27 protein-coding genes are annotated in these 22,085 nt (G+C 30.3%); all 27 read left to right on the top strand.

The genetic code is table 11. The features are described from left to right. Positions 1–236 precede the first annotated feature (236 nt). The 27 genes from CLOBL_RS10775 to CLOBL_RS10650 all read left to right on the top strand — a co-directional run bounded on the left by CLOBL_RS10775 (position 237) and on the right by CLOBL_RS10650 (position 21,997). Complete coding sequence (locus CLOBL_RS10775; protein WP_077859034.1) at positions 237–857, top strand: O-methyltransferase; 621 nt, start codon at positions 237–239, stop codon at positions 855–857. Positions 858–1,032: 175 nt separating this feature from the next. Beyond that, a complete protein-coding gene (locus CLOBL_RS10770) occupies positions 1,033–1,539 on the top strand; it encodes a hypothetical protein (RefSeq protein WP_077859033.1) in 507 nt (168 codons plus the stop codon). 21 nt (positions 1,540–1,560) lie between these two features. Then, positions 1,561–2,019 carry a GNAT family N-acetyltransferase gene (locus tag CLOBL_RS10765; RefSeq protein WP_077859032.1) on the top strand — a complete coding sequence of 153 codons (459 nt, stop codon included), beginning with the start codon at positions 1,561–1,563 and terminating at the stop codon, positions 2,017–2,019. 269 nt (positions 2,020–2,288) lie between these two features. Beyond that, positions 2,289–3,032 carry a FlxA-like family protein gene (locus tag CLOBL_RS10760; RefSeq protein WP_077859031.1) on the top strand — a complete coding sequence of 248 codons (744 nt, stop codon included), beginning with the start codon at positions 2,289–2,291 and terminating at the stop codon, positions 3,030–3,032. A 259-nt stretch (positions 3,033–3,291) separates the two neighbouring features. After that, positions 3,292–3,948: a M15 family metallopeptidase gene (locus tag CLOBL_RS10755; RefSeq protein WP_077859030.1), complete on the top strand. Its 657-nt coding sequence runs from the start codon at positions 3,292–3,294 to the stop codon at positions 3,946–3,948. A gap of 180 nt (positions 3,949–4,128) precedes the next feature. Continuing rightward, positions 4,129–5,511, top strand: coding sequence for an NAD(P)H-dependent oxidoreductase (locus CLOBL_RS10750; RefSeq protein WP_077859029.1), 1,383 nt, complete (start codon positions 4,129–4,131; stop codon positions 5,509–5,511). Further along, positions 5,504–6,034 carry a hypothetical protein gene (locus tag CLOBL_RS10745; protein ID WP_077859028.1) on the top strand — a complete coding sequence of 177 codons (531 nt, stop codon included), beginning with the start codon at positions 5,504–5,506 and terminating at the stop codon, positions 6,032–6,034. The genes CLOBL_RS10750 and CLOBL_RS10745 overlap by 8 nt, the downstream gene beginning before the upstream one ends. A gap of 18 nt (positions 6,035–6,052) precedes the next feature. Then, positions 6,053–6,601 carry a LytTR family DNA-binding domain-containing protein gene (locus CLOBL_RS10740; RefSeq protein WP_077859027.1) on the top strand — a complete coding sequence of 183 codons (549 nt, stop codon included), beginning with the start codon at positions 6,053–6,055 and terminating at the stop codon, positions 6,599–6,601. An 11-nt stretch (positions 6,602–6,612) separates the two neighbouring features. Then, the gene (locus CLOBL_RS10735; protein ID WP_077859026.1) at positions 6,613–7,047 is read left to right on the top strand and encodes a hypothetical protein; all 435 of its coding nucleotides are present in this window, start codon (positions 6,613–6,615) and stop codon (positions 7,045–7,047) included. Positions 7,048–7,180: 133 nt separating this feature from the next. Further along, positions 7,181–7,708 carry an epoxyqueuosine reductase gene (locus CLOBL_RS10730; protein WP_242953822.1) on the top strand — a complete coding sequence of 176 codons (528 nt, stop codon included), beginning with the start codon at positions 7,181–7,183 and terminating at the stop codon, positions 7,706–7,708. 9 nt (positions 7,709–7,717) lie between these two features. Beyond that, positions 7,718–7,885 (top strand): hypothetical protein, encoded by a 168-nt coding sequence (locus CLOBL_RS29145; protein ID WP_347472816.1) that lies wholly within the window; start codon positions 7,718–7,720, stop codon positions 7,883–7,885. Next, positions 7,885–8,703 (top strand): MerR family transcriptional regulator, encoded by an 819-nt coding sequence (locus CLOBL_RS10725; protein WP_077859025.1) that lies wholly within the window; start codon positions 7,885–7,887, stop codon positions 8,701–8,703. Before CLOBL_RS29145 ends, CLOBL_RS10725 begins: the two co-directional genes overlap by 1 nt. Positions 8,704–8,763: 60 nt before the next feature. Continuing rightward, positions 8,764–9,450, top strand: coding sequence for a DUF554 domain-containing protein (locus CLOBL_RS10720; RefSeq protein WP_077859024.1), 687 nt, complete (start codon positions 8,764–8,766; stop codon positions 9,448–9,450). A gap of 136 nt (positions 9,451–9,586) precedes the next feature. After that, the gene (locus CLOBL_RS10715) at positions 9,587–10,303 is read left to right on the top strand and encodes a GntR family transcriptional regulator (RefSeq protein ID WP_077859023.1); all 717 of its coding nucleotides are present in this window, start codon (positions 9,587–9,589) and stop codon (positions 10,301–10,303) included. A 615-nt stretch (positions 10,304–10,918) separates the two neighbouring features. Continuing rightward, positions 10,919–11,341, top strand: a complete 423-nt coding sequence (phnG, locus tag CLOBL_RS10710; RefSeq protein ID WP_077859022.1) for a phosphonate C-P lyase system protein PhnG — start codon at positions 10,919–10,921, stop codon at positions 11,339–11,341. 49 nt (positions 11,342–11,390) lie between these two features. Next, positions 11,391–11,972, top strand: coding sequence for a phosphonate C-P lyase system protein PhnH (gene phnH / locus CLOBL_RS10705; RefSeq protein ID WP_242953821.1), 582 nt, complete (start codon positions 11,391–11,393; stop codon positions 11,970–11,972). A gap of 16 nt (positions 11,973–11,988) precedes the next feature. Further along, positions 11,989–13,092, top strand: a complete 1,104-nt coding sequence (locus CLOBL_RS10700) for a carbon-phosphorus lyase complex subunit PhnI (RefSeq protein ID WP_077859021.1) — start codon at positions 11,989–11,991, stop codon at positions 13,090–13,092. 1 nt (position 13,093) lies between these two features. After that, positions 13,094–13,954 (top strand): alpha-D-ribose 1-methylphosphonate 5-phosphate C-P-lyase PhnJ, encoded by an 861-nt coding sequence (locus CLOBL_RS10695; protein ID WP_077859020.1) that lies wholly within the window; start codon positions 13,094–13,096, stop codon positions 13,952–13,954. Beyond that, positions 13,955–14,800: an ATP-binding cassette domain-containing protein gene (locus tag CLOBL_RS10690; RefSeq protein WP_077859019.1), complete on the top strand. Its 846-nt coding sequence runs from the start codon at positions 13,955–13,957 to the stop codon at positions 14,798–14,800. A 59-nt stretch (positions 14,801–14,859) separates the two neighbouring features. Next, positions 14,860–16,038 carry a phosphonate metabolism protein PhnM gene (phnM, locus tag CLOBL_RS10685; protein ID WP_077859018.1) on the top strand — a complete coding sequence of 393 codons (1,179 nt, stop codon included), beginning with the start codon at positions 14,860–14,862 and terminating at the stop codon, positions 16,036–16,038. Then, positions 16,035–16,667 carry a DapH/DapD/GlmU-related protein gene (locus CLOBL_RS10680; protein ID WP_077859017.1) on the top strand — a complete coding sequence of 211 codons (633 nt, stop codon included), beginning with the start codon at positions 16,035–16,037 and terminating at the stop codon, positions 16,665–16,667. The genes phnM and CLOBL_RS10680 overlap by 4 nt, the downstream gene beginning before the upstream one ends. After that, positions 16,668–17,363, top strand: coding sequence for a phosphonate C-P lyase system protein PhnL (gene phnL, locus CLOBL_RS10675; protein ID WP_077859016.1), 696 nt, complete (start codon positions 16,668–16,670; stop codon positions 17,361–17,363). Beyond that, entirely contained in the window at positions 17,360–18,187 is an 828-nt protein-coding gene (locus tag CLOBL_RS10670; protein ID WP_077859015.1) for a PHP domain-containing protein, read from the top strand. The genes phnL and CLOBL_RS10670 overlap by 4 nt, the downstream gene beginning before the upstream one ends. A gap of 178 nt (positions 18,188–18,365) precedes the next feature. Further along, on the top strand, positions 18,366–19,421 hold the full coding sequence (locus CLOBL_RS10665) for a PhnD/SsuA/transferrin family substrate-binding protein (protein WP_077859014.1): 1,056 nt from the start codon (positions 18,366–18,368) through the stop codon (positions 19,419–19,421). A gap of 138 nt (positions 19,422–19,559) precedes the next feature. Beyond that, a complete protein-coding gene (gene phnC, locus CLOBL_RS10660; protein WP_077859013.1) occupies positions 19,560–20,330 on the top strand; it encodes a phosphonate ABC transporter ATP-binding protein in 771 nt (256 codons plus the stop codon). Positions 20,331–20,339: 9 nt separating this feature from the next. Beyond that, positions 20,340–21,125, top strand: a complete 786-nt coding sequence (locus tag CLOBL_RS10655; RefSeq protein WP_077859012.1) for an ABC transporter permease subunit — start codon at positions 20,340–20,342, stop codon at positions 21,123–21,125. Continuing rightward, complete coding sequence (locus CLOBL_RS10650; protein WP_242953820.1) at positions 21,122–21,997, top strand: ABC transporter permease subunit; 876 nt, start codon at positions 21,122–21,124, stop codon at positions 21,995–21,997. The genes CLOBL_RS10655 and CLOBL_RS10650 overlap by 4 nt, the downstream gene beginning before the upstream one ends. Positions 21,998–22,085: the final 88 nt, after the last annotated feature.

Here is a 22,085-nt window from a genome sequence, read left to right as displayed (position 1 = left end):
TTTTCCTAAATATCGAGGGAGATGCTTTTTTTATAGAATTATTTATACTTGAGGCAATTTACAATGAACTTCAGTGTCAGTTTGAGGTATACAGGCAAGTGAAATTTTTTATATTAAAGAAAAAATTGAAAAAATGTAAGAAATGTGATAATGTGTTTATTAATATATAGACAAATTAAATATATGTTTGTTAACTTGCACGGAAATATAAAAAATATTAAATTTGAGGTGATTTTATGAATAAGATAACAGAGTATATCGAAAGCTTTATTAACAATGACAACAAATATCTTGAGGAAATTTTAAGACAGGATGAAAAAAGAGATGATATTCAGCCCTCTGTAGGAATACAAGCAGGAAAGCTATTGGGATTATTAATAAGGTCAACTGGAGCTAAAAGAGTATTAGAATTTGGTACATGCCTTGGATACTCTACTGTATGGTTAGCACAGGCATTAAAGGAAAATGGAGGAAGATTGATATCAGTTGAATACAACAAAGAATTATATGAGACAACAAAAAGAAATATTGAGGAGGCAGGATTATCGGAAGTTGTAGAATTGATATTAGGAGATGCCGGTAAAGTGATTGATGAGATTAAAGGACCATTTGATATGATTCTACAGGATTCAGATAAGTCTTTATATTGTGAGATGCTAGAAAAATGTATAAACTTAACTCGTAAAAATGGATTCATAGTTGCTGATGATGTTCTTTTTAAACCAATGGGGATACCAGAAAAATTTAGTGATCCTGTACATGAATATGTTGAAAAAATTTTTTCAGATAAGCGTCTTTATAGTACAATACTTCCAATAGGTGATGGTGTGGCTATTAGTGTGAAGCTCTGTGATTAAATAGTTATAGCATCAAATAAAAAATAAAAGGTATTATTACCAAAGATGATTGAGTACATTATGAAAAGCTCTCTGGAAATATGTAACTTTAATTTGTAAAAAAATCAATTATAGTACAATATAGGTATTGGCTGTAACATAAGAGTAATTTATTGCAAATTAAGGGGGAAAAGTTATGGGAATTTATAAAATTGATTCTAAAAATATTTTTAGTGTATCTGAATTCATGGCAGATATTAAACCAGAATGGTGGGATGTGGAAGGAGCAAATGAACAATTAGGAAGCGGAATAGGATGGTATTGTGGTTCGAGTGAGTACAAGCCTAATGGATGGATACTTTGTAAGGCATATGATTGCTACAAGACTGCTGAAATTGAATGTCTTGGATATGATAACGGAGGAGCTTTTGAGATTGGAAAAGAATTGCAACCTTTAGTTGAAAAATCAGAAGAGTGGGCAAGAGAACAAGGCTTTGTTATTATAAGATTTACAATTGGAACAAGGGGACTTTCCTGCCATGACAGAGAATTAAAGCAGCCATGGGAAGAATTAAGAGAACTACATGCTATTGATAGGGAAGAATATAATTGGTTTTTAAGTATGGGGTATGTACCATCAGGTGTTCTTCCAAACATTTATGGTGAAAAATATCATGGTATATTATTAGTTAAAACTTTATGAATTAAGAAAAGGAGGAGAAAAGTGGAGATTATTGCTTACCATATGCAATACTTTGGAAATACAGTTGTTTCAAACATAGATTTTGTTACTTATGAAGATAAATATTATAATTCATATAAGATAATTTATGAGCAATGTTTTTATGAAATGAGAAAAGCGTTGGAATTAACTCCTTACAATTGTTGCGACTCTAGAAGACAGCTTTCTGAAAAAAAATCAAATACTTTTTTGTTAATTGGTAATGATGAAATAATAGGTTCTGTTGTAATTGATGGTAATGAAATTGATGACTTGATTGTAAATCCTAAATATCAAGGTGATGGATATGGAAAAGAACTTCTTTTATTTGCAATCAATTATATGCAGAAAAATAAAATAGAACCTATAAAATTATGTGTGCTAAAGTGGAATGAAAAAGCTGTGAAATTTTATAAAAAGTATGGATTTCAGTGTGTTAATTCAAAGAGAATTAAAGAATAGAAGTGTCATAATTAAACTAGTTATAAAGTTAAGTAAGAAGAAACAGTAAGATTATAAGGCGTTTCAGATGTTTTTAATATATGATTTGAAAACTGAATTACTTAATAAAATTTTATAAGAATAGTCACCTCTTAAGTATGAAAGCATCAAGTTTCATATTGTATATACGAATATAAAAATATGAGGTTATTTCCTTATATTAGATATATTGTAAAAGGAATTCTGATTTGTATATAATTAAAAAACTATAATAAGAGGTGATATATATTATGTCTAATATAAAAAGTTTTTCAACATCAACAAGCTTTAGCAATAATTTGATCAATAATAATACAGGAACTTCTTTAACAACTAATGATTCTCAGATTAAAGCATTGACTGAAGAAAAAGAAAATTTGGAAAAACAAGTGAAAGAGTTAAGAGATGGTTCTAATAAGAGCAAGAGTGCTACTAATATAAAAATTGTTGGTGATAATAGTACAGATGCTTTAATTAAAAATTTACAAGAGCAAGTAACTGAAATAGAAAAGCAGATTACAGCATTAAAATCCGAAAATACAACTAAGCAGGCTGAAAATACAACAGCAAGTACAAATAAGAAAAGCAGCAATCCTAGTGATAAATTAATTTCTCTTGATACAAGTCTGAACAGTATTAAAACTCAGTATTCTGTTAAACAAAAACTTACAGACAGTTCAAAAGTATTAGAAAGTGAAATACAGCTGGATAAAGGACGTGGTTTAGATACAACAAAGCAGGAAGAAGCTTTATCAAATATGAAGGATAACATGAAGAAAATAAGTGACGATATTGGAAAAGGATTAAAAGCAATTAATAGCAGTGACGATGAAAATAATGAAGTTTCTGAAATAAATAAAGATGATAATGATAAGAAAGCCGTTAATAATACTGATGATAAAAAATCATCTTCTCATGAAGAAAATAATCAAAATACATCTAAGAGTAACACAGATGATGATTTGATTGGTAATTTTGTAGATAAAAAATCTTAAATTTTAATTTTTGAAAAAGTGCGAATCTTTGTAAGATGGAGCACTTTTTTATATTTAACTCATATAAGTATTATGGCACTCAAATTTGATGATTCTAGCTATGTTAGGGTTGCTGATATTGAGATATATATTTTTAAACCATGGAATAAACAAAAAATAAACACAGTGGTTCTACTGCATATATTGTGAAATGTTTATAATAATAACATACAATGTGGAGATGATTAGGTTATCTACCTTATATTAGGAGGAAGAATGGATGATACTTTTAAGTGACAAAAGGATACAGGAAGTAAAGTGTATTGATAATAAAGAAAGAATATTATCATTAAGAAACAAGCATGAAAAGATTTTAATTGATGAAACGAGAAATCAGATTTCAAGTAAATCAGATTTGTTTTGTTATGCAAGGGAGTCAGTTATCAATAAATTAATAAAAGCAACTGACTATCTTCCATATGGATATAAGTTTTTAATAAAAGAAGCTTATAGACCGCTATCTAGGCAGAAAAAATCTTTTGAAGAAGCATTTGAAGAATATAAGAAACAATATCCAATGAAAAATGATAATGAAATTTATGATTTGACGTGTCAATATGTAGCACCAGTTAAAGTTGCAGGGCATCCAACTGGGGGAGCAATAGATATTACATTGCTTAAAGATGGTATTGAAGTAAACATGGGAACAGAATTTAATGACATACCCATTGAACCTGAAAATCTTACATACTTATATTCGACATATATAAGCAATAAGGTTAAAGAAAATCGAAAAATACTAATTAGCTGCATGGAAAACGTTGGTTTTGAAAATTATCCAACTGAATGGTGGCATTGGTCCTATGGAGATTGTTACTTTGCATTTTTAAATAATAGAGATGCATTCTATGGGCCAGTTGCTGAAAATGAAATATAATTAAAAAGAATTAAGACGCCTCATTATTCACATGAATTTGAGGTGTTTTTTGATTGTTTTAACTTTTGCATCTCCTTAATGCATGTTATTTGAGTTAAATTGCATCTTAAATAAAATCTATAGTTTTAAATTATATCCTTTAATAAAATAAAACTATAAAAAAATTGGAGGTATTAATTTATGAAGATAATTATTTTAAATGGGAGTCCAAAGTTAGAAAAAAGTGTTACAATGCAGTCTATGAAGTATTTGGAACAGAATTATAAAAAGCATGAATTTCAGTATGTTAATATTATAAAGGAACTAAAAGGTTATGAAGAAGATATTGAAAAATTAGAAGCTTTATGCAAAAAAATTCAAGAAGCAGATGCAGTTATCTGGGCATTTCCACTATATCATGCCTTAGTACATTCAGAGTATAAAAGATTTATTGAATTAATATTTGAAAATAGATTAGAAGACTATTTCTTAAATAAATACACTAGTGCATTTTCTACGTCTATTCACTATGCAGATATTCATGCTCATAACTATATTAGAGCAATTTCTGAAGATTTTGGTATGAAATATGTAGAATATCTATCTCATGAAATGAATGACTTAACAAAAGAAAAAGGAAGAAGGGAACTTAAGTTGTTTTTTGAAAACTTGGTCACTTACGTTAATGAAGGTTTAGTAACAGGAAAGTTATTTAATTCATTAAGTAAAAATACCTTTGAATATAAGAGTGGCATATCAGATAGATTTCTTGAGACGACTAAAAAAATAATCATTATAACAGATTCAGCTAAAGAAGATATTAATATTAATGAGATGATTGATAAATATAAAAGCTATATACAAGGTTCAGTGGAAGTCTTCAATCTTAATGATCTAGATATAAAGGGACCATGTCTTGGCTGTTGCAGATGTGCTGCTGAAAATAAATGTGTCTATGATAATAATGATGACTATAGGGAATTCTTAGATTATGTTATTGAGAATGGAGATATAATAATTTTTGCAGGAACTATAAAAGACAGATATTTGTCTTCGAAGTTTAAGCTCTATTATGATAGAAGTTTTTGCTATAATCATGTCCCTATATTTAAAGGCAAACAAATTGGCTATATAATTTCAGGCAGATTAAGTGAAAATCAGAATTTAAGACAGATATTGGAGTTTCACACTCAAGGGGCTAATTTGATTGGGTTTGTTACCGATGAAGCTTATGATAATGCTGTACTAGATAATCAAATATATACTTTTGCCAAAATGAGTATAAGTTACTGTGAAAAAAACTATTTTAAATTAGAAACTTTTTTAAATGTAGCTGGTAACAAATTATTTGGAGATGCTATAGAGGGATTCTTAGGAGCCATCTTTTTAGAAGATTATAAGTATTATAAGAAAAATGGAATGCTGAATAAAGTATCTTTTAAGGAGAAAATACAAGGAAAAGTTATGAGATATTTTATGAAAAGAGAAAAATTTAAGAAGGCTGTACAGAAAAACATGCTTGATTTTATGATCACAGGGCATAGAAAAGCACTAGAAAAAGACAGGATGAAAAATAATGCGTAGCAATTTAAAAGCATTTTTTAATGTAAATCTAAGTTTTGTACCATTAATATTTCTTTGGAGTATTTCAAGCCAATTCGGAATAGCTTTAGGTTTTATATCTGTAATAGTATTACTTATAAAAGAAGTAATAAATAAGAATGTCGGAATTATGTCACGAGTATTATTCGTTTACTTTATTATTTTTAATATATGTTATTTTTGCTTTAAAATAGATTCGGTCATTCAGTATAAATATTTAACATCTTATATAGTATTAGCTTTAATGGGATTCATTTCAATTATGTTTGGAAAACCTTATACAATGTATGAGGCTAGAAGCGGATATGACAAGGAATTTGGAAAGTCTTCATTATTTATAGAGGTTAACGTCGTAATAACAAAAATATGGGCTGTAATTTATTTAATCAATGCTATTATAGAATTAGCAGGACATAATGTAATAACGATTATAATTATGAATGGACTTGTAATTATAGGAATAATATTATCCGTAGTGATTCCTAGTGCATTTCCTGAAGTTTAAGGTAATAGGGAGGGTTATATGGAAGTAGGGTTAATTTGTAACGAAAACTTAAGGAGAATGTTAGAAGAAATTCTTGAAAATCGTAAAATAAAGATTAGTGAGGGCTCTGAAGTATGCATAATTGAAAAGGGCCTTGAATTGAAGAAAGGGAAAATAGGGATATATTTCGATATAGAGACAATAAATATTTTAATTAATTATTTGGATGAAATATCTGGAAGTAAAGAGGAAGCTAAAAATATAATTACAGGAAAATGTGATGAGGACGAACTTAAAATACTAAGTTATGATGACATATATTACTTTGAAGCTATGGGAAATGATGTTTTTTGCATGACAAAGAATAAGAGATATAAGGTCAAAGAAAAGCTCTATGAGTTGGAAGAAAGATTAGAGCAAAAAGGTTTTATAAGAGTAAGCAAATGTTTCGTTGTAAATATAGTAAAAGTAGATCGGATTATTTCATGGTTTAATAGTAAGCTTATATTAAAGCTCATAGATATAAATGAAGAAGTATACGTTACTCGAAAATATTTAAATGATTTTAAGAAATATCTTGGATTTTGAGGTGGAAAATTATGAAGCAGAATTTAAAAGATTTTTTATTTAATCTAGCAATATCCATGGTTATTGGTATATTTGTTGGTATGATTCAAATTATTATAAAGAATATAAGTGAAGAAATTGTAAAGGAATTAATAATGTTTTCCATTATTGGGGGAGTTATCGGAACTATTTCTAGGTTTGTTTTTATTTACATGGTTGCAATAAAGCAGAAACGTGCAGTGATAGCTTATTTATTAGTGTTTATTACAATAGGTGTTATTTCATGTATACCGTCATTTTATCATTATTTTTTCTATAGTATTACTACTGCAGCAACAGAATTAGTATCAATTTTGATAACAGCAGAGTTTTTGGGAATGAGTTTTTGTTATTATTCATATAAAAAATATAAGGATATTAACTTTAAGCTTACAAGTAAGAAAAAGCAGCTATTAAGAAAAAATTAAAATATAAAAATAAGTTAAATATGGTATTATTTATATATAGAAAAATTTAAGAAATTATCATAAAAAGAATAGTTAGATAAGTAAATTATTATTCAACTTAATAATGTATTATGGTGTAAAAGGGGTGAAAAATATGATTTTGTTGGAAAGAATAAAAGAATTAGGTGATATTCACGGAATTGACTTTATTGGTGTAGCAGGAATCAGTCAGGTTGAAAATGAGATTAAAGAAATTGGGGGCGAATTGGTATCTGATTTCCCAAGAGCACTATCTATTGGAATAGTATTACCAAATAGCATTGTAAATCTTTTAAATGATAGGGATACGTATGAAAATGTGCTTCAATACAAAACCCATGCGTATGATGTAATAAATAATCGACTAGATAATTTTGCTTCAATTGTCAGTTCTGTGATACAACGCAATGGTTATAAAGTAATGCCATTACCGGCCGCAGAACGTATTGATAGCGATAGAGTTTGCGCCTCACTATCACACAAACTCACTGCTAGATTAGCCGGTTTTGGATGGATAGGGAAGAACTGTCTTTTAATTAATCCTAATTATGGTCCTCGTATAAGATGGACTTCAGTATTAACTGATGCTCCTTTTGAAGAGAATAAAGAAATATTAGAAAGTAAATGTGGTAATTGTGATTGATGTACTAAAATATGTCCGGCTCAAGCGATACTTGGTAGAAATTATACAGAATATGAACCACGTGAGTTAAGGTTTGATGTAAAGAAGTGTGAAGAGTATTTTTATAAGCTTAAGGAAGAAGGCAGACTTGAAATATGTGGTATGTGTCTTTATGATTGTCCGTTTGGTAAAAAGTAATGCAAGATTTATTCACTATAGGAGAAATGGCAAGTCTGTTTGAAATAAATATAAGAACATTAAGATACTATGATGAGATAAATTTATTAAAACCGGAATTTATAGACTCAAGTTCTAAGTATCGTTACTATTCAACGAAGCAGTTTGAACGATTGAATACTATTAAATATTTACGTACGCTTAATATGCCTTTGAATAAAATTATTAAGTTTTTTGAAAATAGAGAAATAGAGACTTTAGTTTCTATGTTAAAAGAACAGCATGAAGAAATCACTAAGAGAAAGTATGAGTTAGAATTAATAGAACGAAAAATTAAAACTCGTATTATTCAGATTGAGGATGCAATTAGTACGGAATATAACAGGATAGAAGAAAAGTGGCTTCCAAAAAGAAATATAGGAATTCTTAAACGAAATATAAAAATTGGAGATGATATTGAATATCCAATTGCTGAACTTGGAAGAAAACATCATTTAAATACAGCGATTTTTTTAGGTAAGATAGCGTTATCTATTGATAAAGAGAATTTATTAGCCAATAAATTAGATGAATTTACTTCTGTCATTGTTATTATTGAAAAGGAAGATAAGAGCGGCAAAAAGAGTGAAAGTATCTTAGAAAGCAATTATCTGACCTTAAGGCTTGTTGGAACACATAAAGAAGCAAAGGAATATTATTTGAAAATGCTTAAATATGCAAATGAAAAGAAGTATATTATTTCTGGAGATGCTCTTGAAATAACAATGATTGATTACGGAATGACAAATGATACTCATAAATTTGTAACAGAAATCCAAATTCCATATAAAAAGGGTTGACTCTCCAGCTACTGGAGGGTTTATTTTATCTTTATAAAAAACTTTATAGAGGTGATTTAAATGCTAGGAACAATTGTTAATACAGGAGCTATTATTATCGGAACTACTGCAGGGTGTGTAGTTAAAAAAGGAATAAATGATAAGCATCAAGAAACACTTTTTAATGCTATGGGATTTGCGGCTACAGCACTAGGTATTAATGCTATTGTAAGTCATATGAGTGGCAGTAATTATCCAGTATTATTTATAGCAAGTCTTGCAGTTGGCTGTTTCATAGGTTCTATACTAAATATTGATGAAAAGTTTCAAAAAGTGATAGGAAAATATTCAAAGTCTAACCTAGGACAAGGACTATCAACAGGAATATTACTTTATTGTATTGGCACATTATCTATATTAGGCCCAGTAATGAGTGCCATTTATGGAGATAATACTTATTTGTTTACCAATGCTACATTAGATTTAGTTACTTCAATGGTATTTGCATCTACATATGGAATAGGGATGATATTTGCAGCTCCTATTCTATTTATGTGGCAAGGAGGAATTTATTTGACAGCTAATTTTCTATCAGGAGCATTTTTCTCGGACGATTTGATAAGAGAACTTTCAATTGTTGGCGGAGTTCTAATAGTTAGTTCTGGAATTAACATTTTAAAAATAAAAGATTGTAAAACTTTAAATATGCTGCCAGCATTATTTGTACCTATATTATTTTTTATTCTAAAAGGAGTTATAGGCTTCTAGAACAGAATTAAGCATAGTTTAAATACTCATCTTTGAATATATTTAACGAAAACATAATGGATTCCTAACAAAGGTAAAGTAAAATTAAGATATGTAAAGATTAATTAATAATAGATTTTAAGGAGCATCGTTAATTATGGAAGATAGTATTGAAACTATAATTATTGACAATTTAATGTTAGATATTAATAGCGGTAAATATAAAGCTAATGAAAAATTACCATCTGAAAATGAATTGGTTGATAATTATGGGGTTCCTAGAATTATAGTAAGAAAAGCATATGAGAGACTGGAGCAAATGGGATATATATATTCTAAGCAGGGAAAGGGAAGATATATTAAAGGGAGACGTCAGCAAATTGAACTTTTTTTATCAGGAAAAGAAAGCTTTAGTAAAAAGATGCTTGATAAAGGATATAATTTTAAGTCAAAAAATATTTATTGCAGAAAAATTGAGTATAATCAAAAAATTTATAATGAATTATGTGTTAGTGAAAGTGATGAAGTATATGAAATAGGAAGACTTAGAATTATAGATGATAAGCCTATGGCGTTACATGTTTCTTATGTAGCAAAATCATTGTTTAATGATATAGGTGAATCAGGGAAATATATAGAATCTATGTTTGAATATTATAGAAGTAAGGGTTACAGTACCTTCAATACAGATAAAAGCATTATAAGCATTTCTTTTCCTGCAATTATAGAAAGAGAAATCTTAGAGTGCTCAAATCTAGTGCCTCTTCTCATTTTAGAATGTAATTCTATTGATGATAACACAGGTAAGATTCTTCAGCATACAAAGATATTTTATAGAACTGATTGCTTTAAATATATAGTTTCATATGCATAATTTATTACACCTCTCAAACTAGCATGTTTGCTATAAATATTTATATATTTACATATTTTTATATGGAAATAATTTTCTTTGTATATATATTCCTAGATAAGTATGTTCCTATAAAACAATTTATCTAGAAATATTCAAACATAGTTTTATATAAATATATGAATATTTAAAAATGTGAAAAAAGTTTAAATTTTTCCTATTTAAGTGTTTATATATTTTTATAGTTTTATATGAAGTTAAAGGTAAAAGAGAATAAACTTGGATTATAAATATTTATCTAATATTTATTAAGATATAGGTAAATAAAGCAGAGAATAAGTCAGAAATTAAGTTTCTGACTTGTTCTTTGCTTTTTTTATTCTTGAAATCTGTGATTTCGGTAAGTTACCACATAAATTAGCTTCCATAAGGTTTTGTAAAATAAATGAAAGTTTATTTTACTAGGTTTTAACGCTGTTTACTTAAACTTTACGTGTCACAACTTGGCAACAAGATATAATCAAGGTGTAAGTGAGTTTAAGGCATAATCAAAAAAATAATAAGTCTGCATGCTAATTTATTTGACATGATATTTTATTTCAAATGTGCCTAAAGATTCAACTAGGAGGTATGAAAATGAATAGAAGGCGTAGAACGGAGATCTTAATCAAAGGTTCAACTGAAATTGCAAAAAAAATGTTTATAGAGATAGGCGAAAAATACGAAGTGAAAATAATAGAGGAACCTAATAATGGTCTTGTAATGACAAAAATGCGTGAAGAGGCACAGAAGTCATTATTTTACCTAGGAGAAGTATTGGTTACTGAAGCAAAGGTACAGATTAATGGAAAACTAGGAATTGGCATAGTAAGAGGAAATGAAACTGAACTTTCATATTGGTTAGCTGTTATAGATGCTGCATATAATGCAGATTTGGAAGAAACAAAAAGCTGGCAGAAACTCTTAGAAGATGAAGAAAAGAGAATTGATGAAGAAATGCAAAAATATAATTCTCGGGTTTTAAAAACAAAAGTAAATTTTGCTACAATGGATAACTAAAAATTAAGATAGTTTGTCTGAGATTTTAGAAACAGGAGGAGGATATATTATGTTGGATTTAGTTCATGACATACAAACTGCATATAGAAAGGTATTAAATTGCATGTCAAGACCCGGAAGTATAGAAAACTTAGCTTGTCAAATAGAAAAAGTTGATATTGATGTTGATTTTTCAAGGTCAAATCTAATTATGATGTACATGTTATTAGATGCTGAGGTAAGTTTTAAAATAGTTTCTCACGAGGAAGAAAAAATAAGTAAATTAGTTAACCAGCTTACTTATGGAAAATATACGAGCTTAGAAGAAGCAGATTTTATATTTATCATGAAAGATGCAGATGAGGATATGGTGGAACAAGCTTTTAAAGATGCAAAGATAGGGGATTTAATAGACCCACACAAATCTGCCACAATTGTTGTTGAAGTAGAGGAAATAAGTGGCAATAAGGAACTGATGTTAACAGGTCCCGGAATTAAGAAAGAAAATTATATGCAAGTCAAAATTAAAGGTGACTGGTTAGGTGAAAGAGAGAAAAAGAATATAGAATATCCTCTTGGGATTGACATGATTTTACTAGATGAAGAGTCCAATGTAATGTGCCTGCCAAGAACTACTCAGATAAAAAAATAGGTGGTGAAACAAAAATATGGGTTATGTAGCTGTAAAAGGCGGAACTAAAGCTATAGAAGAATCTATTAAAAGATTAAATTATGAAAGGCTCAAGGAAGGTGAAATATTAAACATTAATGAAATAAAAGCTGGTATGAAAGGACTAATTGATCAGGTTATGTCAGAAAGCAGCTTATATTCAGAAGAACTAGCTGCTCTTGCAATTAAGCAGGCACAAGGTAATTCAGAAGAAGCAGTATTTCTCTTAAGAGCTTATAGATCTACTTTGCCTAGAAAACATTATACAAAGGTGGTCAATACCAATGATATGTTAGTAGAAAGAAGAATTTCAGCAAGTTTTAAGGATATACCTGGTGGCCAGATACTGGGAGCTTCTTATGATTATACACATAGACTTATGGATTTCGAATTAGTAAATGAAGCTAAAGAAACAGTATTACAATGGTTTAAGGAATTTGAAAGCAAAAGTGAGAATGAATATACAGATACAGACTTGAGAAATTTACCTAAGGTAGTTGATTACTTGAGAAAAGAAGGATTAATAAAAAGCTTTGAAGATAATAACAAAGAGCCAAAGGATATAACTAAAAATAGCATAGAGTTTCCAACTGAAAGAAGTGAAAGATTACAAATATTGACCAGAGGGCAAACTGGTGCTGTAACCTCTCTTGGTTATGCTGCTTTAAGGGCTTATGGTGCATTACATCCTACGGTTGGAGAGTTAAGAATTGGAAAACTTCCTCTGTATATTAATAATCCCTTAAGTACTTCTCTTAATGAAGATGATGATTATTATATAGGTGATATCAAAGTTACAGAAGTGGAATCTTTTATACCTAATATAATTGAAAAAAAACGAGGTAAACAAGAGCTTGAATTTAAAATTGGTTATGGAATCTGTTATGGGCAAAATGAAACTAAGGCTATAGCTATGAGTATATTAGATCAGTGCTTAGAAAATGGAGATGAAAAATATCCAACTTGCGATGAAGAGTTTGTGCTCCTTCAAATAGATTGTGTAGAATCAACAGGATTTATATCTCACCTAAAATTACCACACTATGTAACTTTCCAATCAAAATTAGATAGTGTGAGAAAAACTCGAAAAGGAGAGAGTTAGTATGAAAATAAATTATAATTTTGCTTTCTTTGATGAGGGTTCTAAAAGGGAAATACGAAGAGCATCTTTAAAGGCTGTTGCAATACCTGGTTATCAGGTACCATTTGCTTCAAGAGAAATGCCAATTGCAAGGGGCTGGGGTACTGGCGGTTTGCAGCTAACCTTATCATTAATAGGAAAAAAGGATATCTTAAAGGTTATAGACCAAGGTTCAGATGAGTCAGTAAATGCAGTTAATATTAAAAAACTTATAAATAAAACTACAGCTGTGGATCTTACAGATAGGACAGAGAAAGCTACGCTCATTCAGTCAAGGCATAGAATACCAGAAGTACCGTTAGAGGAAAATCAGGTATTGGTATTACAGGTTCCTATTCCGGAACCTTTAAGATTAGTTGAGCCTAGTGAATATGTAACAAAAAGGCTTCATGCAGAAAATGAATACAGCGGAGCCTGGCTCATGCTCTTTGAGCAGATAATGAAGCATGGAAATATGTCTACTGGTGCAGATCATCCAGTATTTGTTCATGATAGATATGTAATGGCACCAAGTCCTATACCACGTTTTGATAATCCCAAAATGAATTATTCAAAGGCACTTATCCTTCTTGGAGCAGGAAGAGAAAAGAAAATATATGCTGTTCCTCCGTATACAAAAGTAGCATCGTTAGCTTTTAAGGATTATCCTTTCCAAGTGGAAAACTTTAAAGACAAACATTGCAGATTATGCAATGCAACAGACGTATATTTAGATGAATTAGTAGATGAAAAAACGGGAGAAGTTTTTTACCAATGTAATGATACAAGTTATTGCCTTATGAGGATGAATGAAAGTCAAGAGAACCAAGGTGGTGATATTTAGATGGATAATTTTCAAAAAACAATATTAAAAATAAGCAATTTAAGCAAACAATTTGGAGAGGGCTGTCCTAGCTGCAAGGCTTCAGAAAATAGGAAACTTGAAAAAAATTATTGCCCTGAGTGTGGAACGGTATACGCCTGTCAGGATATTTCTTTTGAGGTGTATGCTGGTGAAATATTAGGGGTTGTTGGTGAAAGCGGTAGTGGGAAGTCAACAATGATGCAGTGCCTATATTTTGATCAGGAAGTTACAGAAGGAGAAGCTTATATAAGCACATATAAAGATGGAGAAGTAAACATATTTAATGAATCTTCACAACAAAAAAGATTTATAAGAAATAATGTTTTAGGAAAGGTATATCAAAATCCTATTAAAGGTCTTAGGATGGACTTTTCATCTATTGGGAATATAGCAGAAAAATTAATTTCAGCTGGGTATAGGGATGTAGGTGTTATGGAAGCAAGAGGCAAAGAGCTCTTAGAGCATGTTAACATTCCGCTTTTTAGAATGAAGGAAGCACCAAAGAATTTTTCAGGAGGTATGCAGCAAAGAGTGCAGATTGCTAAAGCATTATCTAATAATCCTCCAATATTATTGCTCGATGAAATTACTACAGGACTTGACTTATCAGTTCAAGCAAATGTACTTGATTTAATTAAACACATTCAAAGAGAACTTGGAATAAGTATGATAGTCGTATCTCATGACTTAGCTGTTATTAGAATGTTAGCAGATAGAACAATTGTTATGCTAAATGGAAAAATTGTTGAAAGAGGACTTACAGATCAAATCCTTGAAGATCCACAAAACGCATATACTCAGCAGCTAGTACATTCATTACTTTAAGAACATCATAACAAGCATAGTTGTTATGTCTAAAAATAAGAAATACAAGGAGGTCAAAAATGTACTTAATTACAAATGGACAAATAGTTACAGAAAAAGGAATATTAAAAGAGCATGATCTTTTAATTGAAGGGGATAGAATTAAAGAAATTAATTTAAAAGGAAAAATCGACACTGAAGGTGTTGCAGAGATAATTGATGCACGCAACGGATATGTATCACCAGGCTTTATAGATATACATTCTGATTATATTGAAGGCATGGCAGCACCAAGACCTAGCGTAATGATAGATTTTAATACAAGCATTAGAGAAACTGAGAAGATTTTAATCAATCAAGGTATCACTACTATGTTTCATTCATTGTCTCTTTGGAAATCAGATGAATTTGTTCACAAGCCTATTAGAACTGCTAAAAATGTAAAAAATTTCGTTGAAGTTATGGATAAATTTCGTAGCAATAAGCATCTTATACGCCATCGATTTCATGCAAGACTAGAAATTGACAATATTGAAGAAGTGGAAAACTTAATGAATTATATAGAAGAAAATAAGGTACATCTAATTTCTTTTATGGATCACACACCAGGACAAGGGCAATACAGAGACTTAGAAGTATATAGAAAAACAATCAAAGGTTATAAGGATTTAACTGATGAGCAGGTAGATGCACTTATTGAACATGGAAGAACAAAAGAAAAAATCACTGTGGAAATGATAAAGAAAGTGGCAGCTTTTGCAGCAGAAAAAAATATTGCAATAGCTTCTCATGATGATGATAGTATAGAAAAACTTGAGCTTGTAAAAAGTTATGGTACAAGCATAAGTGAATTCCCAATAACTTTAGATATTGCAAAAAACGCAAAAAATCTTGGAATGTATACAATGGCAGGAGCACCAAATGTACTATTAGGTGGATCACATTCAGGAAATTTAAGTGCAGCTGAAGCTATAATGAGCAATACTATTGATATATTATGCAGTGATTATTATCCTTCTGCAATGCTTCATGCAGTATTTATATTACATGAGAAGTATGGGATGGATTTAAGTAAAATGTTTAATCTAGTTACAATCAATCCAGCTAAAGCTGTAAAAATGGATAATCTCATCGGTTCCATAGAGGAAAATAAGAAAGCAGACATTTTAATAATAGAAAAAATTGATGATGAGTTCCCAGTTATCACTTCAGTTTTTGTTGATGGAAATTTATTATCAAGGACAAATTATAGAATATGAACACTGAAAAAAAAGTTTTAACTGGAGAGCCATTGATAGGGGAAAGCTGTAAACTTGCAAATACAAAACTGGGGCAGTTTACTGAAGTTGGAATTTTTAATTTTTGGGAAAATGTTATTTTAGATGATTATTCATATACTGGGCAGTTCTGCTTCCTTCAAAATGTTGAAGTAGGAAAGTTTGCAAATATTGCTGCTATGGTTAGAATAGGACCTACAAATCATCCTATGGAAAGACCTACTTTGCACCATTTTACCTATAGGAGAGAAATGTATGGTTTTGATAATAAAGATGATGTTGAATTTTTTAAAGCAAGAGAGAGCAGAAGGACCTTTATTGGACATGATACCTGGATTGGTCATGGAGTTATTATTATGTCTGGTGTGAAGATTGGAAATGGGGCAATAGTAGGCAGCGGAAGTGTAGTTACCAAAGATGTTGAGCCGTATACAATAGTGGTTGGAACGCCTGCGAAGCCTTTGAGGAAAAGATTCAATGATGAAATCGTAAGAAAATTAGAGTGTATAAAGTGGTGGGATTGGTCTCATGAAAAAATTAAAGAGAACTTTAATGATTTTTTACTAGATATAGATACTTTTGTAGAAAAACATTACAAAGGAGATGAGTAAATGGAGGAATTATTAAAAATTGAAGAATTAAATAAGTCTTTCATTCTCCACAATATAGATAAGCATATAAATGCAGTGCAAAATATCAATATCTCCATAAACGAAGGAGAGTTTATTGGAATAACAGGTAAAAGTGGAAGTGGTAAATCTACAATACTTAAATGTATTTATAGAACTTATCTGACAAGTGAAGGAGATATATGGTATAAATCTGAAAAGTTCGGTTTAATAAATCTCTGCAAAGCATCTGAAAGACAGATTATATATTTAAGAAAATATGAAATTGGATATGTATCTCAATTCCTAAGTATTGTTCCACGAACTACGGCTAAAGAAATTGTAGAGCAGGCTGTTTTAGAAATGGGACATGATAAGGAAGACGCAAGTAGAGAAGCAGAAAAAATGTTAATGCATTTTGAAATAGATAGAGAACTTTGGGATAGCTATCCAAACACCTTTTCTGGAGGAGAGAAGCTCCGCTTAAACATTGCAAGAGCAATGGTAAAACATCCACGATTACTTTTATTAGATGAACCAACGGCGAGTCTTGATAATGCATCAAAGGAAAAGGTAAAGGATGTTATTGAGCAGCTAAAAAATGAGGGTACTACTATGATAGGTATATTTCATGATCTTGATTTTATGGAAGAGCTTTGTGATAAAAAATATAATATGCAGGTAGGTGAGTTAATATGAGAGCGGATTTTCATGTTCATACTGATATTTCCGATGGATCCTTAGGATTAAGAGAAACAATACAAGTCGCTAAGGAAAATGAGGTTACTCATATGGCAATTACAAATCATGACACAGTTAAAGGCTTAAAAGAAGCCATTAAAGAGGGCGATAGAAAGGGGATAATAATTATTCCAGGGATTGAGATATCAGCTTATGACTTTGTAAATAAAAAAAAGGTTCATATACTTGGATACAATTTTGAACTTGAAGGAAAGAACATTAGGAAGCTGTGTGATCCTATTTTAGAAAGAAGAAACGAAAATTCAATTCGTCAAATAGATATATTAAAGATTAATGGTTATAAGATTAATACACAAAATATTTTGAGAAAATCAGTTAATAGCGAAGTGATTTATAAACAGCATATTATGGCAGAGCTAATAGAGAAAGGCTATACTGATGAAATATATTCTGACTTATATAAAAAGTTATTCAAAAAGGGAGGAATATGTTCAGGAGATATAGAGTATGTAGATGTTTTTGAAGCAGTAAAAGCAATAAAAGCAGATAACGGTATAGCAGTATTAGCTCATCCTGGACAGCTAGATTCCTATGGAATAATTGATGAGCTTGTAGCTCAAGGATTAGATGGGATAGAACTTAATCATATGGATCATACAGAAGAAGATGTTACAAAGATTAAAGAATACAGTGATAAATATGGTTTGATTTTAACTGGTGGAAGTGATTTTCATGGTGAATATGGTTCGTCAATAAAAATTGGAGAAATAACGGCTCCAAATGAGTATATTAGTATTTTTTATAAGGATGCTGAAAAGTAATCATATAACTTATCTTGATAAAAAGATAATAAATTAACTAATAAACTAAGAAGTAAGATTTTATTAAATGATTGTTACTCAAAAATAAACTGTAATTTAACAAAACTTAATATAAAGGAAATACTGAATTTATGCTAATATGTTAAATTAAAATTAATCTTAAAAAGGAAGTGTTAAAATGGTTAAGAAACTAATAACTTTATTGATTGGTGCAACGCTTTGTATTTCATTGGCTGGATGTGGATCTGGTAATTCAGCACAAGGAGGAACTGATAATATTAAAGAGCCTGATACAATTACTATTGCATGGTTACCTAATAATTCAGGAGATGATTTTAAAGATTTTAGAGCAGAATATGACAAAATTATTTCAGATGCTACTGGTAAGAAGGTTGAAGACAAACTTACTACAGATTACGATATTGCTATAGCAGCCTTGGATAGTGGAGATGCTCAATTAGGTTACTTTGGACCTTACGAATATTTGACCGGCCGCGCAAAAAATCCCAAAATTGTACCTCTTGTTGTTGAAAGTGGAGATTCTGGAACTTTAGATGATGCCCTTTATCACAGTAGGTTATTAGTTAAAAAAGGTAATGAAGATAAGTACAAATCTGGTGGAAACTATTCAATAGATAACATTGTTGGAGAAAAAATGTCCTTTGTTTCAACAAGTTCTACTTCAGGTTTCAATATGCCTGCATCAGCAATCTTAGGATATTTTAATCAAGAAGATAAATGGAAGAATTTAACCAAAGATGACTTAATGCAAGGTGGTAATAATAAGCTCTTTAGCCAGACAATTTTTGCAGGTTCACATCAATTATCATTAGTAACTCTTCTTACAGATAAAGCTGATGTTGCAGCAGTAGATGATATAGATGTAGCACAATATGTAGATTTAACCTCAGGAAATGCAAATGAAGAAGGTTCTGTTTATACTGTAAAGAAAGATGCAGCTGCCCCTTTTAATACTCTTGGTGGAGCTCAATACGTAGTTATTAAGTCAATACCTGTGCAAAATACTCCTTTGGAAGCTAATAGTTCAGTATTGAGTCAAAAAACTCTTGATGCAATAACTAATGCATTGACTTCTGATAAAGTAACAAGTGATACAAAAATATTTGCACCAAAAGGTTCAAAAGGAAGTGTATTTGTTCAGCCTCATCGTTTCTTAAAAGCAGATGATTCTTGGTATGATCCGATGAGAAAAGTACTTAACATTGGAGCATAAATAAGTAACTGACAACTGTGTCTTGAAGTTTAATAAATGAGAACTTAGAAATTAAGTAAGAGGCGTAAAGGTAAGCAGTTTATACAAAAATGGATAGCTTCTTTTATGCCTTTGATTAAATTGTAAAGGAGATTAAATATGAGTCTGTTAGAATTGAAAAATATTACTAAGTATTATTCAGGGACTATACCTGCTCTATCTGATGTTAGTTTTTCAGCATCTGAGGGGGAGTTTATTTCAGTTATTGGTTCATCTGGATCTGGTAAATCAACCCTTCTTCGTTGTATTAACAGGATGATTGAAATAAACAGCGGAGAAATTTATTTTGACGGAACTAATTCTTCTAAACTTCCAAAACGGAAATTAAGGATAGTAAGAACTAAAATTGGCATGATTTTTCAACATTATAACTTAGTAGAACGTCTTACTGTTTTCGAAAATGTGCTTCATGGAAGGCTTGGGTATAAATCAACTATGGCAGGTATTTTGGGAAAGTATACCAAGGAAGAGAAAGATAAAGCCCTTAAAATTATAAGTATATTGGGGCTAAATGAGCAGATCAATAAGAGGTGTGACCAATTAAGTGGAGGGCAAAAACAACGAGTTGGCATTGCTAGAGCTTTAATACAAAATCCTAAATTAATCTTGTGTGATGAACCAATCGCTTCTTTAGATCCAAGTACTTCAAAGATTATAATGGATTATTTAAGAAATATAGCTAAAGACATGGGTATAACCATTATCGTCAGTCTTCATCAAGTCGACGTAGCTATTAAATATTCTGATAGAATTATCGGAGTAAATAAAGGAACTATTCTTTTTGATGGTAAGCCTGATGAATTAACTAGTGAACGCATCTCGGAAATTTACAATTCTGATTCTGAGAATTTAATGATAAATATAGGATAGGAGGAAGAAATGGAAGTTGATGTTTTTGTTAAAAGAAGAAACAATGGATTAATATTCTTTACTTTGATAATAATTTTGACAGTAGGATCTATAATCATTACTCAATATGATGTCTCAAAAGGTTTTACGAGCTTTATTAAGGCTTTTGAGTGGGGAGCATCAAATTTCTATCCTGATGTAAAGTCTTTGGCAAAATTACCAGATATTTTTGTTAAGCTTAAAGACACAGTATTGATGTCTATTGCATCTACTACCGTAGCAGCTATTTTTTCTTTATCTTTAGCATTAATAGGTTCTAGAGCCACAAGGATTAATAATGTATTCACCATTATTTCCAGGGGAATTGCTTCATTATTTCGTAATATCCCTCTAGTTGCATGGGCAATGGTATTAATGCTTGCATTTAGTCAAAGTGCTCTAACTGGTTTTTTAGCGTTATTTCTTGGTTCTATTGGATTTCTTACTCGCGCATTCATGGAAGCTATCGATGAAGTTAGTGATGATACAATTGAGGCTTTAAAGGCAACAGGAGCTTCTAATATTCATATTATATTTCAGGCAATCTTGCCTTCAAGTATGCCTCAAATTGTAAGCTGGTTATTATTTATGATTGAAACAAATATCCGTGATGCTACTCTAGTTGGACTTCTAACTGGAACAGGTATTGGCTTTTTATTTGATATATATTACAAAGCTTTTAATTATCATACAGCAAGTTTAATTGTTGTTGTTACTGTAATTATAGTAATCATAACAGAAAAAATTTCAAATATTATAAGAAGGATGATTTTATGATGGAAGTTGAAAATCATATACAGTTACAGATGAAATTAAATAAATTAGAGAATAAAGAAACCTTTGGTCCTGAAACAAAGAAATATGCTGCTAATAAAGCAAGTCTGACTATAAGGATTACTTTGCTCATGTTAGTATTGATTACAATATATACTCTGCTTACTATGGATTATAGCGATGTGAATATACCAAAGGCCATAGTAGATACATTAAATAATTTTAAGATAGTTTTCTTTGAACCGTTTCCTAAGCATTTTACTATTCTAGATGTCTTAAATGGCATGATAATAACTCTTGGACTCGCATTTTTAACTACATTGATTAGCAGTATAATAGCTCTTTTTTTAGGATTAATGGCAGCACAAAATCTTGCACCAAAGAGGCTAACGAGTATTATAAAAGGTTTTGTTTCTTTTATTAGGGCGGTTCCAAGCATACTATGGGTTTTAATATTTGCTGTGGCAGCAGGTCTGGGGAGTACTGCTGCTGTTATAGGAATGACCTTTCACTCTGTAGGCTATTTAACTAAAGCCTATTCTGAATCCTTTGAGGATTTAGATCGTGGAGCTATTGAAGCACTTTTGGCCACTGGTGCTAATTGGTGGCAGATTGTATTTCAGGCTGTATTACCATGCTCGGCTACTTATTTGTTGTCGTGGACATTTATAAGGTTTGAAATTAACTTTGGAAATGCTGTAGCTATGGGAGCAGCTGCTGGAGCTGCTGGAATTGGCTTTGATATGTTTATGGCTAGTGGATTCTATTTTGATCTTCAAGAGGTAGGGATCATCACATATTTTGTATTAGCTTTTGCAATCGTACTGGAGATATTTTCAACAAATATAAAGAATAAAATTAGAAATAAGGCATAAATAATAAAGAGTTAATATTCTAGAAAAATAAATTGCTCAATTGCAATAACAAATTGAACTAATTTCTATTTATGACTTAAACATTTGT

It is taken from the genome of Clostridium sp. BL-8 (assembly GCF_002006495.1).
In the GTDB taxonomy this organism is placed as follows: domain Bacteria; phylum Bacillota; class Clostridia; order Clostridiales; family Clostridiaceae; genus Clostridium.
This window is presented reverse-complemented; position numbering and strand designations above follow the sequence as displayed.